Annotated in this window: 12 protein-coding genes and 4 pseudogenes; 9 read left to right on the top strand and 7 right to left on the bottom strand. The window is 39.7% G+C overall.

Translation table 11 applies throughout. The features are described 5' to 3' along the window. The first annotated feature begins 1 nt into the window (after position 1). From M1F17_RS18255 to M1F17_RS18285, 7 genes and pseudogenes are all read left to right on the top strand, one after another. Positions 2–3,019, top strand: coding sequence for a type III restriction-modification system endonuclease (locus tag M1F17_RS18255; RefSeq protein ID WP_207392880.1), 3,018 nt, complete (start codon positions 2–4; stop codon positions 3,017–3,019). Between the two features lie 51 nt (positions 3,020–3,070). Further along, on the top strand, positions 3,071–5,257 hold the full coding sequence (locus M1F17_RS18260; RefSeq protein ID WP_131680564.1) for a hypothetical protein: 2,187 nt from the start codon (positions 3,071–3,073) through the stop codon (positions 5,255–5,257). A gap of 182 nt (positions 5,258–5,439) precedes the next feature. After that, a pseudogene (locus M1F17_RS18265) lies at positions 5,440–6,339 on the top strand (N-6 DNA methylase); the annotation flags it as partial. Next, positions 6,339–8,033 carry a restriction endonuclease subunit S gene (locus tag M1F17_RS18270; protein ID WP_180312169.1) on the top strand — a complete coding sequence of 565 codons (1,695 nt, stop codon included), beginning with the start codon at positions 6,339–6,341 and terminating at the stop codon, positions 8,031–8,033. The pseudogene M1F17_RS18265 and the gene M1F17_RS18270, both read left to right, overlap by 1 nt. Before the next feature lie 10 nt (positions 8,034–8,043). Further along, positions 8,044–8,178 (top strand): annotated as a pseudogene (locus tag M1F17_RS18275) (nuclease); the annotation flags it as partial. 419 nt (positions 8,179–8,597) lie between these two features. Further along, positions 8,598–9,479 carry a hypothetical protein gene (locus M1F17_RS18280; protein ID WP_094961539.1) on the top strand — a complete coding sequence of 294 codons (882 nt, stop codon included), beginning with the start codon at positions 8,598–8,600 and terminating at the stop codon, positions 9,477–9,479. A 97-nt stretch (positions 9,480–9,576) separates the two neighbouring features. Further along, positions 9,577–9,873, top strand: a complete 297-nt coding sequence (locus tag M1F17_RS18285) for a DUF1240 domain-containing protein (RefSeq protein WP_232058933.1) — start codon at positions 9,577–9,579, stop codon at positions 9,871–9,873. 25 nt (positions 9,874–9,898) lie between these two features. Here the strand turns inward: M1F17_RS18285 and M1F17_RS18290 are convergent, their stop codons facing one another. The 4 genes and pseudogenes from M1F17_RS18290 to M1F17_RS18305 all read right to left on the bottom strand — a co-directional run. Next, a complete protein-coding gene (locus M1F17_RS18290; RefSeq protein ID WP_094961537.1) occupies positions 9,899–10,378 on the bottom strand; it encodes an Hcp family type VI secretion system effector in 480 nt (159 codons plus the stop codon). A gap of 793 nt (positions 10,379–11,171) precedes the next feature. Further along, positions 11,172–11,939 (bottom strand): hypothetical protein, encoded by a 768-nt coding sequence (locus M1F17_RS18295; protein ID WP_180312170.1) that lies wholly within the window; start codon positions 11,937–11,939, stop codon positions 11,172–11,174. Positions 11,940–12,077: 138 nt separating this feature from the next. Beyond that, a pseudogene (locus tag M1F17_RS18300) lies at positions 12,078–12,305 on the bottom strand (DUF932 domain-containing protein); the annotation flags it as partial. After that, positions 12,277–12,498: pseudogene (locus M1F17_RS18305) on the bottom strand (Arm DNA-binding domain-containing protein); the annotation flags it as partial. The pseudogenes M1F17_RS18305 and M1F17_RS18300, both read right to left, overlap by 29 nt. A gap of 506 nt (positions 12,499–13,004) precedes the next feature. Here M1F17_RS18305 and M1F17_RS18310 point away from each other — a divergent pair. Further along, positions 13,005–14,261 (top strand): DUF4225 domain-containing protein, encoded by a 1,257-nt coding sequence (locus tag M1F17_RS18310; RefSeq protein ID WP_154626577.1) that lies wholly within the window; start codon positions 13,005–13,007, stop codon positions 14,259–14,261. Between the two features lie 357 nt (positions 14,262–14,618). Further along, complete coding sequence (locus M1F17_RS18315) at positions 14,619–14,963, top strand: cell envelope integrity TolA C-terminal domain-containing protein (RefSeq protein ID WP_154626579.1); 345 nt, start codon at positions 14,619–14,621, stop codon at positions 14,961–14,963. A gap of 80 nt (positions 14,964–15,043) precedes the next feature. On the opposite strand, the gene M1F17_RS18320 is transcribed toward M1F17_RS18315, so the two are convergent. From M1F17_RS18320 to M1F17_RS18330, 3 genes are all read right to left on the bottom strand, one after another. Further along, entirely contained in the window at positions 15,044–15,871 is an 828-nt protein-coding gene (locus M1F17_RS18320) for a DUF932 domain-containing protein (protein ID WP_154626581.1), read from the bottom strand. Positions 15,872–15,931: 60 nt separating this feature from the next. Next, positions 15,932–16,348 (bottom strand): antirestriction protein, encoded by a 417-nt coding sequence (locus M1F17_RS18325; RefSeq protein ID WP_154626583.1) that lies wholly within the window; start codon positions 16,346–16,348, stop codon positions 15,932–15,934. Positions 16,349–16,437: 89 nt separating this feature from the next. Then, the gene (locus tag M1F17_RS18330) at positions 16,438–16,656 is read right to left on the bottom strand and encodes a hypothetical protein (protein ID WP_154626585.1); all 219 of its coding nucleotides are present in this window, start codon (positions 16,654–16,656) and stop codon (positions 16,438–16,440) included. Positions 16,657–16,672: the final 16 nt, after the last annotated feature.

Here is a 16,672-nt window from a genome sequence, read left to right on the forward strand (position 1 = left end):
AATGAGCATGAAGATTCAGTTCGATGCCAATCTGGATTATCAGCGCCAGGCGATTGAGTCCGTTACGGGCGTCTTCGCCGGTCAGGAAATTTGCCAAACTAACTTCACTGTGGCACCTTTGCAATCCTGGGAGGAAGGAACGCTGTTTTATGGTACTCAGGAAGATAGCCTGGGTATCGGTAACCGCCTGCGCCTGCTGGATGAAGATATCCATGCCAATATCCGCAAAATACAGTTGAAAAATGGCCTCGCGCCGTCAGAAGATTTTGATTCAAAAGGCGGCATCAACCTGACGGTGGAAATGGAAACCGGCACAGGTAAAACCTACGTTTACCTGCGTACGGTTTTCGAAATGAACCGGCTCTATGGTTTTACCAAGTTTATTATCGTGGTGCCGTCAATCGCCATTAAAGAAGGGGTGCAGAAGTCACTGGAAATTACGGCGAATCATTTTAAAGAATTGTACGAAAACGTGGCTTTTGATTATTTCACTTACGACTCCAGTAAGCTGTCCGATGTTCGCAACTTTGCCACTAGCCCCGATATTCAAATCATGGTGATCAATATCGATGCCTTCCGGAAAAGCTTTACCGACCCGGAACAAGAGAGCAAAGCCAACATCATTCACCGGGCACACGACCGCATGACCGGTGCCAAGCCAATTGAGTTTATCCAGCAAACCAACCCGATTGTAATTGTGGATGAGCCGCAGAGCGTTGACACGACCGATAAAAGTAAAGAGGCAATCGCCTCGCTTAACCCCATGTGTACACTGCGTTATTCTGCAACACACGTCGAAAAGCATCATATGCTCTACAAGCTGGATTCAGTCGATGCCTACGAGCAAAAACTCGTTAAGCAAATTGAAGTGGCTGGCATTGAGGTAAAGGATGGCCATAACAAGGCCTATATCAAGCTGATTAGTGTGAACAACAAGAAAAGCCCGAACAGTGCCAAAATCGAAATTGATGCTCGTTTGAAGAATGGCAGTATTAAGCGTAAGGAAGTTACGGTAACCAGCGGAACGGATTTGCTGGATGCCAAGTACAGCGGTGGCCGCGACGTGTACGACGGCTACATCATTGATGACGTCTACTGCGAACAGGGCAATGAATACATCAGCTTTACCAGTAAGTCCGATATTCTGAAACTGGGTCAGACCTTGGGCGAAGTAGACCCGGATGAGTTTAAACGCCTGCAGATCCGCAAGACCATTGAAGAACATCTCGATAAAGAAATGCGCCTACGCCCACAGGGCATTAAGGTTCTGAGCCTGTTTTTTATCGACAAGGTCGCCAACTACCGCTGGTACGACGAAGACGGTAACCCGCAAAAGGGTAAGTTCGCTCTGATGTTTGAAGAAGAATACGATCGCGCCATTCGCAAACCCAAGTACAGCCAGCTATTTGAAGGTGCCGATCTGGATACGGCTGCGGATGGTGTGCATAACGGCTATTTCTCGGTCGACAAGAAGAAAGACAGCTCAGGCAACGAGATGGTGAAAGACTCATCGGGTAAAACCGCTGCTGATGAAAGCGCCTATAACCTGATCATGAAAGATAAAGAGAAACTGCTGAGCTTTGATTCGAAGCTGAAGTTTATCTTCTCTCATTCAGCGTTGAAGGAAGGTTGGGATAACCCGAACGTGTTCCAGATCTGCACCCTGAACGAAACCACATCTGTCATTAAAAAACGTCAGGAAATTGGTCGGGGCTTGCGTATCTGTGTAAATCAGAATGGTGAGCGGGTACACGGTTTTGCGGTGAATACACTCACCGTAATGGCCAATGAATCCTACGAGCAATTTGCAGAGCAATTGCAGAAGGAAATCGAAAACGAAGAAGGCATCAAATTTGGTGTGGTTGAAAAGCACCTGTTTGCCAATATCGTGGTGCTGGTTGATGATCACAATCACGAATACTTGGGTACCGAAGCATCCAAACAACTGTGGGATCACTTGCAGAGCGAAGGCCACATTGACAACAAGGGCAAAGTTCAGGATAGCCTCAAGGTATCGTTAAAGAGCGGTACTCTGGCGTTGCCGGAGGTATTCCAGCCCCATGCAGCACAGATTGTGTCGGTACTGAAAAAAGTATCCGGTAATCTGAACATCAAAAACCGTGACGACAAAGCCAAGGTTTCCCTGAACAAAGCGGTGTATCTGAGCCCCGAGTTTCAGGCGCTGTGGGATCGTATTAAATACAAAACCACGTTCCGCGTGGACTTTGATACCAACGCATTGATTGAAAAGTGCGCTGAAGAGATCAAAATTAACCTTCAGGTCGGCAAGGCTCGCTTCACCTATCGTAAGGCTAAGACTGAAATAGACCGTGGTGGGGTGCATACACAACAGGTTCAGGAAACAAGCAGCCTGTACGAATCGCGCGCGTTCGATTTGCCCGATTTGATTACTTATTTACAGAACGAAACCAACCTGACACGCCGCACCATTGTTACCATTATCAACAAAAGCGGTCGCCTGGAATCATTCAAGAACAATCCGCAGAAATTTATCGAGCAGGCCGCCAGCATCATCAAAAGCCAGATGCGCCTGTTTATCGTCGATGGCATCAAGTATCACAAAATTGGTGATGACCAATTCTATGCTCAGGAATTATTCCAAAAGAACGAATTGTTTGGTTATCTGAAAGACAACATGGTTAAGGCCGAAAAGTCCGTTTTTGACCATGTGGTTTACGACTCCGATATCGAGCTGGAATTTGCCTCGGCGTTCGAGTTAAACGACGATATTAAGATCTACGCCAAGCTCCCCGGATGGTTCAAAATCGATACGCCATTGGGTGGATACAACCCCGACTGGGCAGTGTTGATTGATCAGGATGGGAAAGAAAAACTCTATTTTGTCGTCGAAACCAAGAGCACGCTTTTCTCGGTGGAACGACGTCCGGAGGAAAATGCCAAAATCAAATGTGGTTATGCACACTTTGAAGCACTGGGTGATGACGTGAAGTTTACGGTATCTAATTCGATGGATGAGTTTTCAAGCAGGTATGCGTGAGCATTGTTAATTCACAGTTTTTGAAATGAACGATTTTAAAAGGAAGTCAAAATGAAACTTGGACTGGATCTGGAGAACTGTTATGGCATCAATAAACTGGTGCAGGAGTTAGACTTTACCAGAATTGATGGCGTTGACGGCGTGTGCTCTTTGTATGCGCCCAATGGAACATTGAAAACCTCTCTGGCCAAGACACTAAAGGACATTGAAGACGACAGGCAGTCAAAGGACGTTATCTTTCCTGAGCGAGCAACGAAACGAGTTGTTACTTTAGATGGCCAGCCAGTTGATGCTGGCCAGATAATGGTAATTAATTCATACGACGAAAGTTATAGCTCCAAGCAGGTTTCCACGCTATTGGTTAATGAGGCCCTAAAGCGTGACTATGACGAGGCCTTAAAAGAAGTCGATGATAAAAGAGCCCTGCTAATAAAGGAGTTAGCAAAGTCATCAGGAAAGCAGAACAAAGCGATTCCGGAGTTGATCTGTGAAGCATTTGATCGGCCGGAAAAGGAGTTTCTTGACCTGTTGGTTGAATTGAAGCTTCAGACTGCGCAAGATTATTCTAGTTTTGCCGAGTTTAAGTATGGAGATCTTTTTAATCCAAAGGTTCTGGATCTCGCTGCTACAGAGAGTTTCGAGCAGGAGTTGACTGGTTATGTGGAAACCTATGAAAAACTCATTAGCGAATCAGCGGTTTTGTCGAGGAGTTTCAATCACCAGAAAGCGGGAACTGTTTCTAAAAGCCTCTCCGATACAGGCTTCTTTGATGCATCTCATAGCGTCAATCTTTCAATTAATGGCCAAAAGCAAGAAGTAACTTCCAAAGACCGTTTAAATGAAATTCTGCAGGAAGAGCAGAATAAGGTTTTTCAGAATCCCGAACTGAAAGAAAAATTTAGCAAGGTCGATAAAAAGCTAACCACAAAAGAGACTCATGCCTTTCGAGATTTTATTTCAGAACACCAAGAGCTATTGCCGGAATATAAGGACGTAAAGGGCTTCAAGAAAAAGCTGATTACAGGCTATCTTCAATCACACCAATCAGTTTGGGATGACCTTGTCTCAACCTACAAGTCAAATCAGGAAAAAGTTAAATACATTATTGATCAAGCGAAGCAGCAGGAAACGATTTGGAAGGGCGTTGTCGATATATTCAACAAGCGATTTTCCGTTCCATTCAAGCTTAGGGTGGACAATCAGGATGATGTCATTCTTAATAACGCTGCCCCATCTATCGAGTTTGACTTTGATGATGGTCGCGGTGGTCAGCAGCAGGTTAAACATGAAACCTTGCTTGATACTCTAAGCCAAGGCGAGAAACGTGCACTTTACATCCTGAATGTTCTTTTTGAAATTGAAGCTAAAAAGAACGCAGGCGCACCGATATTGATCGTCATAGACGATATTGCCGACTCCTTTGATTACAAAAATAAGTATGCAATCGTTGAGTACCTTCGTGATATTGCTCAGGTTACACATTTCTACCTTTTGATTCTTACGCATAACTTCGATTTTCATAGAATTGTAGGTGGTCGAATAATTGGAAGCAGAAATCGCGTTGCGCGCAATAGGCGAATGCTGGCTACTAAGACATCGACGGAAATAAAACTTAATCCTGAAAAGTACCAGAATGATGTATTCGTCGCTTGGAAGCGAGATATGCATCAAAATGAGCATTACATGCTAGCCAGTATTCCATTTGTTAGAAATCTCGCTGAATACTGTGGGTACGATGCTCATTACTTAACACTGACATCACTGCTTCATCTAAAGGCAAATAGTCAAAACATCACGGTGCAGGAATTACAAGATATATATCGAGCTGTACTTGTAGATAAGCCTGCCTTGATCCTGCCAGATACTACATCACGTGTGATTGACAAGATATTTCAGAAGGCAGACGTATTATCAAGCGCTGCGCATGAGTCACCTGAGCTTGAATCCAAAGTTATTGTTGCAATGGCTATCCGGCTGAAAGCAGAGCAATTCATGATTGCCCAGATTAATGACCAAGCATTTGTAGATAGTATCGAATCTAATCAGACACGAGAGCTGTTTGATAAGTATGTTGAAATGCTTCCAGGTCACACAGACATCATACGCTTACTGGATCAAGTAAATTTGATGACACCAGAAAACATACATTTGAACTCATTTATGTATGAGCCAATCCTTGATATGTCTGCTCATCGTCTTTATACCTTGTACAATGAGGTGAAACAGCTTGGAAACTAATGGCAACGTCTCATTCTGAAGTCAACAATAGAGATGACGCGCAGGATGACAAGGTGGTGACAATATCACCAAAATGTCACCACTTAGAATGGTAACCTATGGACAATTTAAGAATCGCGTACGATGCAGAGGAATAATGGCCTAAAGCCATTGTCACCAGTAGTGAATGTTACGTGTGAGCAGGTACTGGCGGCTTCCTTGCCTGTGCGTTCGACCATGTGAAAGAACATTATGTTAAGACAACTGAAGATCATAAAACGCTACAACAGCAGATCTTTGGTGTTGAAAAAAAACAGCTCCCACATTTGCTGTGCACTACGAATATGCTACTGCATGGTATTGAAGTTCCGGTACAAATTCGTCATGACAATACATTAAACAAGCCTCTATCCGCTTGGGATGAGCAATTCGACGTCATTATTACCAACCCGCCATTTGGCGGCACTGAAGAAGATGGGATCGAGAAAAACTTCCCAGCAGAAATGCAGACCCGCGAAACCGCTGACCTATTCCTGCAATTGATCATTGAAGTGCTGTCCGATAAAGGCCGTGCAGCCGTAGTTCTGCCGGATGGCACACTGTTTGGTGAAGGCGTCAAAACCAAAATCAAAAAACTGCTGACCGAAGAGTGCAACTTACACACCATTGTTCGTTTGCCAAATGGCGTATTTAACCCATATACCGGGATCAAAACCAATATTCTCTTCTTCACCAAAGGCCAGCCAACCAAAGAAATCTGGTTCTACGAGCACCCCTACCCTGAGGGAGCTAAAAACTATAGCAAAACCAAACCGATGAAGTTTGAAGAATTCCAAACAGAAATCGACTGGTGGGGCAATGAAGCCGATGGCTTTGCAAGCCGTGAAGAAAACAATCAAGCGTGGAAAGTCAGCATTGATGAAATCATTGCCCGTAATTTTAACCTCGATATCAAAAACCCGTATCAAGGTGAAACGATCAGCCACGATCCCAACGAATTACTGGCGCAGTACCAAGCACAACAAGCTGAAATCAGTAAACTGCGTCATCAGTTACGCGATATCCTCGGTACCGCATTGACTGGCAATAAGGAAACAAACTGATGACCGTTGAGAAACTGATTACCGACCATATCGATATTTGGTCTTCTGCGCTACAAACTCGCTCCACCGCAGGACGTGGCAACAACGGTAAAATTGATCTTTATGGTATTAAGAAACTGCGCGAGCTGATCTTAGAACTGGCAGTGCGTGGCAAATTAGTACCGCAAGACCCAAACGATGAACCTGCCTCTGAGCTGTTAAAACGTATTGCAGCTGAGAAAGCGGAACTGATGAAACAGGGAAAAATAAGAAAACAAAAGCCACTTCCTGAAATTAGTGAGAATGAAAAACCGTTTGAGTTACCGGAGGGGTGGGAGTGGGTCAGATTTGGTAACATTTATGAAATGGAATATGGCAACAATTTACCCCAAGAAAAAAGAACTAATACTGGTGAATATAATGTTTATGGCTCCAATGGGGTTGTTGGAACGCATAACGTAGCTTGCGTTAATTCACCATGTATAGTTATTGGAAGGAAAGGTTCTGCTGGCGCATTGAATTTATCTCTTAATATTGGATGCTGGGTAACAGATGTTGCATATAGCTCAATCCCTCCTATGGCAATGAATCTTGATTTTGTATTTATGCAATTTCATACACTTGGTCTTGATTCATTGGGTAAAGGAATAAAACCAGGATTGAATCGAAACGATGCATATGGATTGACAATTGCAATTCCTCCCCAAAATGAACAAGAAAATATTGTATTAAAAGTTAAAGAATTAATGGCCCTCTGCGATCAACTGGAACAACAATCGCTAACCAGCCTTGATGCACATAAAAAACTAGTTGAAACCCTATTAGCAACACTTACGGATAGCCAAAACGCAAAAGAACTCTCTGAAAATTGGTCGCGAATTAGCCAGCATTTCGACACACTATTTACCACCGAGACGAGCATCGATACGTTAAAGCAAACCATCTTGCAATTAGCCGTCATGGGTAAACTGGTTCCACAAGATCCTAACAACGAACCTGCATCTGAACTGGTAAGGCGTATTGAACAAGAAAAAGCACAAATGGTGAAAGATGGCAAAATTAAAAAACAAAAACCATTGCCGCCGATTAGTGATGAAGAAAAACCTTTTGAATTACCGATGGGATGGGAGTGGTGCCGATTGGGTACATTATTTAACTTTCAAAATGGCTACGCATTTAAAAGTGAATGGTTTAGCGATAATGGAATTCGATTAGTCAGAAATGCCAATATATCCCACGGGCATATTAACTGGGCTGATTCAGTGAAATTGCCTGATTCCAGGCTCTCAGAGTTTGAAGGATTTAGTTTGAATGTTGGAGATATTGTCATATCACTTGATAGACCTATAATTAATACTGGATTGAAATATGCATTTATACGCGAGTGTGATTTGCCCTGCCTTTTATTACAACGGGTGGCTAAGTTTAGCAGTATTGGAAATATGATTCTTAGTGGCTTTTTGAGTAAATGGTTGGAGTCTAATTATTTTATTAATGCCATTGATCCAGGTAGAAGTAATGGTGTGCCACACATTTCTACCAAGCAGCTTGAAATGACCCTTTTCCCTCTATTATCTCAAAATGAGCAGGATAAAATAATCTCGAAAGCCAATGAGCTTATTCAAGTTTGTGAACACCTCAAATCCCGACTGCAATCCGCTCAACAAACCCAGCTCCACCTTGCGAATGCTCTCACAGAAGCTGCATTAAGCTAAGGAACAGATGATGTCGATTAATCATGCTATCTGGCGTGTGGGTGATAATCCCCAACCGCTAACGACTAGCAAACTTGCCAGCGAACAACTACTGGAAAAAATGATTTTAAACGACCCAGCCATTCTCTCTGACCAATGGATAATTTAGAACACGTCAAAATTAGAAGTTGATTTAAGACAGCCTCTTGTAGAGCTTTCTATTCAACTCAAACAAAGTGGCTTAATTACAAGAGGGTGAAGAAGAGTAAATCTTAGGTGAAAAGGATTTAGACAATTTAGCTTTTGTTAGTTTATGGGGAAACTAGGGGAATTCACATTTCCCTAATATCGTCCCTGATTTGGCGATCAAATTAACTATCCCTCTGCAATAAGCCAATGAAAAATGAAGGCAACCTATTGAATATCATAGATTATAGCCCTATTACCTCAGTAGTGTAATCAGGGCTTTTCATGTGTCAGACTGGGTTATCTATTAGGATCCATAATCTCATTTATATTTTCATTGAATACTATCAACACTTCTCATAAACTTAACCTAAGCTAAATTTTAGAAAGGGAATTAACATGGCGTATAAATATGATCCCGTATCAAAAACACTCATTGATGCGGACGCGAAATTTAGCTTCGAAGAGGTACCTAACTATGATGAGCTTTATTATCAAGCTAATCTAATAAAGATTAAAGGTATTCTTAACAATGAAAAAGACGATGATAATGTTGCTGCAGTAGCTACAATTGAAGAAGCAGATTATATTTTAAAGAATATGTCCACCCCGACGCCTTTCAAAGACCCTAAAGAGGCTTTATTTGGTATTGGTGATTTTATTTCTAATTACTCATCAAATATCTATGAGGCTCATCGTGTTACTAGAATTATCAATGAATTTAGAAATATTAATATCCAAGCAACTGAATATGTTGGCCCAAACGGTAATGTTTATATTCGCCTATCTGGGCATGCTGGAGTTAGAGCTTACTTAAATGGGACTCGGTATTTAATCAACAATCCTCGCATTCTATACATGGGTGTAGGAACCCAAGGTATGAATAACATATCCGTTGGTGCAACTCGATTCGCAATCGTTTTTTCAGCAGCTTACAGAGTAGTAGAATTAATATTCAAAAGTGAATATTCACTAGTGGATTTTTTTGTGAACATCACCATGGATATGGCAAAATTAGCTATTAGCACACAGATAAGTACTGCCATTGTAGGAGGTTTAACAACCGCAGGATTAATTACAGGAGGAAGCGTTATTGTCATATCCGTGGGGATATTTTTACTAGGAGCAGCAATCGCTTATGCTCTGTATAAATTAGATGATGAATTCCAAATTAGTGAGAGTATTATTAAAGCCTTAAAAACTCACAGGCCAAGAAAACCTGAAACACCTTATCACCCAGACCAATTTTTCTCACAGTGGGGGAGGTTCAGTCGTGGTTAAAATAAACCCATTTAAATTGTATTTAATTGCAGCGTTTCTTTTATTTTTAGCTTTATTTTGTTTCTATAACTCTATCATTTATTATAAAAATTATTTCATGATGAAAGATAGAATTTTATTTTCATTTCAAACTGGTCTACTTTGTTTTGCAGCACCTTTTATTATTTATTTTTCATACCTATCTTTTACATGTGGATATACAAAAAAACCACAAAAAATGAATAATAAATTAGCCAGTTTGTTTGCCGGAATCGGGGTAGTGGGTATCATATTTAGCTTTTTCTTTTCCGCCTATGTCAGCATTGATTTAGCATCGAAAGGCTACTACACCTGCTACAAGCCATCTATTTTCGCGCCAAATGAATACGTTATATCAAAAGAGATGTGTAAGTAATATTCATCTCTTTTGATACTAAAAACTACTTAACCATCTCACTATTAATACTGTAGCTTGATGTGTTCGCCATTAAATGACTTCTTGATATAGATTCGTATTTCATTTGAACCCGTTGATATGGCATGGATTCATTATCTTTTATTGAATCAGGAAATATGTCGGAAATCTCAATCAATGAAACACCAGTAAGTTTGATTTCATAATATCTTTCAAGTTGACCAGCTTGACTTGTTCGGTAAAACATAAATTTTGCTTCTAAAACTTCATTACTATCCAAAGCCACTGAAAGTAAGGGAGATGATTTATCAATCGGCTTAGTAAATACGACGGGTTTATATGAAGCATTCTGCTCGCGAAAGGAACCACTATTTAAGCCGATTATCTGAATTTCGTCTTCATGGCCGACCTGATAACGATTACCGATTGAATCCTGAGATGAGCACCCTGCCGAAATCAAACCTTGGCTTTTACCTTTTAACACTAAATACGTCGGATATGCCATACTCTCTCCTGTAATCGTTGGCCTTTAACTATTAATTGTTCATATTACCTGAATTTAGGTTAAGTACACCAATTTAATTCACGTTTAAAGGCTGAATCAAGAATGGGTAAGAGTGAAAACCTACAGCCCTTTGTAGGGCTTGGCATATGTCAGGCAGGGTTATTATCTAAGAACAGAGGCATTTTGTGGCTGTACGCGTTGCTGGAGGCAGGGAAAGCCATAAAATCTAGCTTAAAGGCTCATCTACAGCAGTTAAGCAGCCTAAGATAAAGCTCTCCGCTATCGCCATGCGTTTGGGCTTTAAAACCTCTATTTGCTTAACGTTGAGTGGCATTGAGGGGGCACCTATAACAATCGAATTGAAGTGCCCCTTATTTGGCCCCTTTTGGGGATGGACATCAAGAGACGTTATAAGATGCCACTGGATAAAGTTGTCATTGATTTTTTTTAGATATTTTTTATTTTATGGATGATTTGAGACGTTAGCATACGTCAAGATAGTGCGAAGGCCGGACTCGCAAAGAAAGACTAACAACATGAAATTTAAATAATATATTTTTATAACTATTTTTTATACCCACATATGTTCCCGTATTAGAATTTTACTATTTAGCTAAAGGAAACAGAAAACTATATATTTGAATACATAAAGAGATTTTGTTGACTACCGCTGGTAATGAGTTTTCTTTTCACACAATAACTCATTACTCCTTCCCTTCATTCTCTTACTTGAGAGACCCTTTAGAATTTCGGTAAAACTAATACTTTTTGAATAATAACATACTACTAAATTTTAAATAAAAAATGATAAAGCAACTTTAAATGGATAAGCCAGAATTAATAAAAATTGCTCATGATTTTGTCGGTCTGGCGAAAAGAAAACACCTGATATAAATAAGTAAGCTACATATCCAGAAATCAGTAATGTAGATGCATACCGAAAAACCTCGTTTCCATCCCTTGCTTTTGTATATGCAAAAGTAAGATAAAAACCTATAATTATTAAGGCTGGGCATGCAATACTAGTCATAACCACAAGAATGAAATAGTGAAGATAATTTGGTGCATCAAAAAGCCCCATGAGTCTATATTCTGACATATGTGTGTAAATTGCTGTTAACTCCGGATAAATAGACATATATTTAGTCATCATTGCTGCTGAACAATAAAACAATATCCCCATTATTAATGATGCAAAAAAATATAAAAAATCCCATCCTCTATAAATACCATTAAGCCGTATAACATTCACAATACCGACTAAACTAAATATTGGTAGAAAGAATGAAAATGATATCAAGAGATTCAGAAAAAAAGTAGGAAACCAATGAAATACAATCATCATCACAACAATTGCAATTTTTATAGAAAATGCAATCTCTTTTCTAACATTTCCCATCGCTTGGTTATAAATGACTAAGTTATTATTACCATTTATATCAGGACTTTGATTTCTAAAGTCATTCTTAATGCTGATATTTACCTTTCCAATTTTGAAGCTAAATATAGCACCAATAGATAGTGCGACAATAGATTCGACACTCAGTAAACTATCAAACATTTTAATGCTCCTTTAATTATTGGTATTCCTCTATCATAAGCACTAATTAATCATAAAGCTCATTATAATGATAGCTGAATCATAAATAATGAGCGCATTAGCATTTATATCCCGTATAATTCATTAATATAAATATTTTTATTTATTTTGAAAACTCTCATGCATCTTTTCAGTCATCACCCACAGCGCCTTATTCAATTTGATATCTCCATCAATTCCATTCACTGAACGAGTGCGAGCTCGCTTACCTTTTGCATTCCTGCCTGATAATCCGCCTTTGATTAAATTCTCCTGCAAACGTTGGTATACCGTCCAAAGATCATCTTTTTTACCTTCCCAACGGCGAGGCTGCATCTCTTTTCTCTCTGGCTTCAGCAAGCGAGATGTCAGGATAAACACCCAGCGCTAACATTTTTTGCTTACCACCAAAGCGATACTGTAAACGCCAATATTTTGAGCCGTTGGTATGTACCATCAAGTGCATACCATCACCATCGGTCAATTTATACGATTTATCCAAAGGCTTGGCAGCCCTGACTTTAGCATCAGTAAGAGCCATAATTTATCTCCTTCTGTTGGTACAAACTATTATCGAATCGAGAGATACCAACACATATACCAACAATAGGTACTTGATGTGGGTTGACCTTAGTATACTTGGGAAGACTGAAAAGTGGGGAAAAGCCTTGTAAAACTGGGATTTTATATACAAAAAAAGACGTCGGTTGACGTCTCTTGATGTTCTTATGGTGCGAAGGCCGGACTCGCTTTTATTAGTCAATACATTGTTTTTATTTGGTATAAATTTACAGATAATTTTTTGTATACTTAAATGTATACTCAGTGGCTTGAAGTTTGAAAAGTGAGTTACTTAAATCCATTACCGCCATAAATAAACCATCATCATAATACCACCTTTATCTTTTCATTGAATATTATTAATAACGTCAATGCTCTACTCCTATCTATTGTAATTCTTGGTAATTGTTAAAAATAACTGGTCAATCGCCTATCGCTAGTCAATAATGATATTTAACTTAAGTTAAATTACGTTTAGGGATAAGCATGGCTATAGGATATTTTTTACGAGTTGGCGATAAAACAACATGTGGCGGTCAAATTTTAACCGGTGACAATACCTTTATATTTCATGGAAGATCTGCTGCACGTCAGGGCGATCTAGTTACCTGTGGAAAGCATTCTGGGACATACAACATACTTGGTGGCGTTAGCAATGTATGGGGTAATGGTAGAATGATGGCAGGAACATTGGATAGCTTTAGCTCCTGTCCATGCAAAGCAAGACTGATAAACTCCATCACTGATTGCTACAGTAAAGAAGATGAACCGATGTCTCGCGCATATAATCCTGTAGCTCCCGAGCCCCCTACTCAGCAACCAATTAGTCAACCAAGTAATAATTACGCTTCTCCTATTATTGCTAATGATAGCAACAAAATTAGAATTGATGCGCAACACCTAATTGATTGTGCAGATGAGCTTTGTGAAAAACATCTCTATTACCCTGAAGTAAAAAGTGAATTTAAAAGCGATGTTGAAAATTTCGCTTATCAAATTGTTCATCAGGTTGAGTCTGGTCAAAAAAGCTACGAGCACGGTTCTGCCGAATTAAAACAAGAAGAAAAAGATCTATACCAGCAATCCGCTGATTGGGTCTTAAATGGGCTATCATTACTTGGTGGAATGGCTATGGTTGGTACTGGTATCGCCTTATGTTCCACAGGTATGGGTTGTATGCTTGGGGCACCTTTAATCGCTCATGGTGCGAATGGTATTTATGAAGGCGGCATTGGTTTTTATGAAGGCAATAGTGATGTTCAGGGTCCATTACGTGAGGGTTATAAGTCAGCAGCTAAAGCACTAGGGTTTAAAGAATCTGTTGGCAATTTAGCCTATGACCTTGTTGATTTTGGTATTTCCGTTAAAGGGAAATTAAAGCTAATTCCTAAACTAAATGAATATGGAAATCCAAAGAAAAACTTATTCTTTAAAGAATACGCGCAAAAAGATCTAGAGCATGCTTATAAGCAAATGAGCAGTAAATTTCTAGTATTTGAAATGATTAGTGATGCAATCTCTATTTCAAAGCTTAGGGATGATGTCAAAAGTATGATGGTCTATGATAAGGATACAGGCCAAACTACATTAGTCATTCGTGAACCTGAAAAAATACAAAATGTAAAAGAAATCGTTGAAGACTGTAAGTATGTATTTGTATTTGGAGGCGATGAACCAAGCTATGTTGAATGTACAGATACTGATGGAAATAAATATAAAGACAGGGAGATCCCTGAATGGTAATAACTTATTATCTAACTGTCTTTTTGGGTGTTTTAGTTTTTTTCTTTATAAGGAAAAATCTAAAAAAACAATTACGATCAGATAAACTTTATAATGTAAAAAGAAAATCAGCTATTTTATTCTTTTATTTCATTGCGATATATAGTGGCATCAATCTAATAGTAGAAAAAACACTAAGTACTGAAAATACTATATTTCATTTTTTATCAATCTTTATGCTATTTTTATTTGTTTTTTTTATCTGGCAATTTGAAGCAATACAGAAACGTAGCTAACTGAAAGTACATTACTTTCAGTTAGCTGTTACTAAATTTCAATCCCAGAAAAATTAGAGATACAAACCCGAGGTTGTTTTTCATGAAGAAGTATTTTTTATTTTTTAGCATTCTTTTTACTGGGCACTTAAACGCAGCCCCAACTAATAAGCATCCAATGGATATCTATGCTTCGAATGTCCAAAAATCTATTCAAAGTCGGTTCTATGATGTTGACCTATACAAAGGAAAAGAATGCGAAATTAAGGTCACTCTCGATAATGACGGCAAATTAATTTCAGCTATTGCTCATGATAAAAATAGTAACAATGACAAAAAGCTTTGCATTCGAGGCATAGAGTTAATTGAAAACACTAAATTTCTGCCTACCCCAGAAGATAACTTAACATCAGATAAAAATGTGTTTTTTATTCTCCTTCGACTATAAAAATCATAAGGTTAGATGGGATGCTAGCTAATTAGCTAACATCCGTAACCTGCCCACCAATAAAATTTTACTTAAGTAAACTAGCTACAGTCAAAATGCTCATGCATCTTTTCAGTCATCACCCACAGCGCCTTATTCAATTTAATATCCCCATCAATGCCATTCACCGAACGAGTACGAGCTCGCTTACCTTTGGCATTTTTGCCCGATAATCCCCCTTTGATTAAATTCTCCTGTAAACGTTGATATACTGTCCAGAGGTCATCTTTCTTATCCTCCCAGCGACGAGGCTGTAATACTTGTTCTTCAGTAATCGGTTGGTGTTCCTCACCAAAGCGATAAGTTAAAGCCGCATGTGCTAAGGCTTGCTGTGCTGGTGGAGGTAACATGAGAGATTGCATTTTTTCACGTTTTTCGGCCACCGTATCAAAGGTTTCTAGCACCTCATAAGCTCCTTCAATGACTTTATCCACAACATTGCCTTTGTGCGGTACTCGCACTTCACCAAAGGTATCACCACAAACTAAACCGTTCGAACATACTGCTCTAAATAATCCCGGTAACATTTGATAGCTACTTGATCCATCATGGCTATTGAGCAAAATAATTTCAGGCACTTGTACGCCCGTAATTTGGTCATGTCGCCGCAGCCTCAACATGTGCTTGGTGTACTCTCGACGGCTGGTATCACGTACACGAGTTTGGCAGGCAAAGAACGGATAGAAGCCTTCTTTTTGAAGGCTATCCAATAAAGTAATGGTTGGGATATAAGTGTAACGCTCACTTCTGGATTCGTGTTTCTCTTCAGAGAACACACTGGGTACAGTACGGAACAACTCTTCAATCGTTAATGGGCGGTCACGACGAATACTATTCGCCGCACCAAAGCGGGAAGCTAAACTAGTCATAATGAGTTTCCTTGAAAATAAATAAGATAGGTAAAACTGAAAGAGTGAATTAAGTGAGATTTAATCGATTAGGTGGAAAATAGCTGAACTTTCAGCATGTTGAATTGCGTAATCACGAAGCTGGTAAAAACGCTCGACTAGTACTTCACTTTCGGTTCTAAATGACCACTGACTATACAACATCAAACAGACGGCAACACCTGCCGCTTCTGGGCTGAGTTTCGCTTCATTACCATTGTGCATATTGAACAGCGTTAATGTTTCATGGTCCAAATCAGGGTAAATAAATGCCCCTCCGTTGGGTAAGGTGCAGTATTCCCAATAGCCGCCAGTATATTCATCACAGAACTGGCCCATGATAGTGAAAATTACCACTTCAAATGTGGCGAAGCCTTTTACTGTACCAAAGTGGCTTTGCCAGAAACGTGTGCGTTGGTGGTTTGGGACGGGTGTTGTAGAGATTGAATCGAGTGTCATAAAAAAACCTTATTATGGATATTGAGAAATAAAAAAGGCAGACCGATTGGCCTGCCGTTATGTTGAATCTACATTGAAATAGTTGAGTTTTAGTGGTCACTAAATAGCCCGTTAAGCAGTCGCTCAATGGCACCGCCTAATAACGTGGTACAGGCTAGTGTTGCACCAAGTCGAGCCGCTTGAATTTCTGCATCAGAATACTCGCCTTCAAGCGTAAGTTGCTCATTGACCGTCTTCTGGGCGTAGTAGGTGATAGACACCAGTGTCATAACGCTCACAGAGGTGGCGATAAGTTTAAAAATGGACATAGATTACCCTTTAGTC

Source organism: Providencia sp. PROV073 (assembly GCF_033688125.1).
GTDB lineage: Bacteria > Pseudomonadota > Gammaproteobacteria > Enterobacterales > Enterobacteriaceae > Providencia > Providencia hangzhouensis.